This window comes from Buttiauxella noackiae ATCC 51607 (assembly GCF_001654865.1).
Classification (GTDB): Bacteria; Pseudomonadota; Gammaproteobacteria; order Enterobacterales; family Enterobacteriaceae; genus Buttiauxella; species Buttiauxella noackiae.
Window position 1 is genome coordinate 1 of sequence record NZ_LXEO01000082.1, and the last position, 1192, is coordinate 1192.

General features: G+C 51.3%; 1 protein-coding gene. It reads right to left on the minus strand.

Translation table 11 applies throughout. The features are described 5' to 3' along the window. Nucleotides 1–8 precede the first annotated feature (8 nt). On the minus strand, nucleotides 9–1192 hold a 1184-nt coding region (gene tuf / locus M979_RS22195), incomplete at its 5' end, for an elongation factor Tu (protein WP_064556441.1).

Here is a 1192-nt window from a genome sequence, read left to right on the forward strand (position 1 = left end):
ATCAGCGATTAAGCGATAACTTTAGCAACAACGCCCGCGCCTACAGTACGGCCGCCTTCACGGATTGCGAAACGCAGACCGTCGTCCATCGCGATTGGGTGGATCAGGGTAACAACCATTTTGATGTTGTCGCCCGGCATTACCATCTCAACGCCTTCTGGCAGTTCGATGGTGCCAGTCACGTCAGTTGTACGGAAGTAGAACTGTGGACGGTAGCCTTTGAAGAACGGAGTATGACGGCCGCCTTCGTCTTTGGACAGGATATAAACTTCAGACTCGAACTGAGTGTGCGGCTTGATAGAACCTGGCTTAGCCAGTACCTGACCACGTTCGATATCTTCACGTTTGATACCACGCAGCAGAACACCAACGTTCTCACCCGCACGGCCTTCGTCCAGCAGTTTGCGGAACATTTCAACGCCAGTACAGGTTGATTTCACGGTATCTTTGATACCAACGATTTCAACTTCTTCACCGACTTTAACGATACCGCGCTCTACACGACCGGTAACAACAGTACCACGGCCGGAGATAGAGAATACGTCTTCGATTGGCAGCAGGAACGGCTTGTCGATAGCACGTTCTGGTTCTGGGATATAGCTATCCAGGTAACCAGCCAGTTCGATGATTTTAGCTTCGTAATCCGCGTCGCCTTCCAGTGCTTTCAGCGCTGAACCACGTACGATTGGAGTGTCGTCGCCCGGGAAGTCGTACATAGACAGAAGTTCACGAACTTCCATTTCTACCAGTTCCAGCAGCTCTTCGTCATCAACCATGTCGCATTTGTTCAGGAACACGATGATGTAAGGAACGCCAACCTGACGACCCAGCAGGATGTGCTCACGAGTCTGTGGCATTGGGCCATCAGTCGCAGCAACAACCAGGATAGCGCCGTCCATCTGAGCAGCACCGGTGATCATGTTTTTAACGTAGTCGGCGTGCCCTGGGCAGTCAACGTGCGCATAGTGGCGAGTCGGGGTGTCATATTCAACGTGAGAAGTGTTGATGGTGATACCACGAGCTTTTTCTTCTGGTGCGTTATCGATCTGGTCGAAAGCACGAGCAGAACCACCGTAGGTTTTAGCCAGAACGGTAGTGATTGCTGCAGTCAGAGTGGTTTTACCATGGTCAACGTGGCCGATAGTACCGACGTTGACGTGCGGTTTTGTACGTTCAAATTTTTCTTTAGACA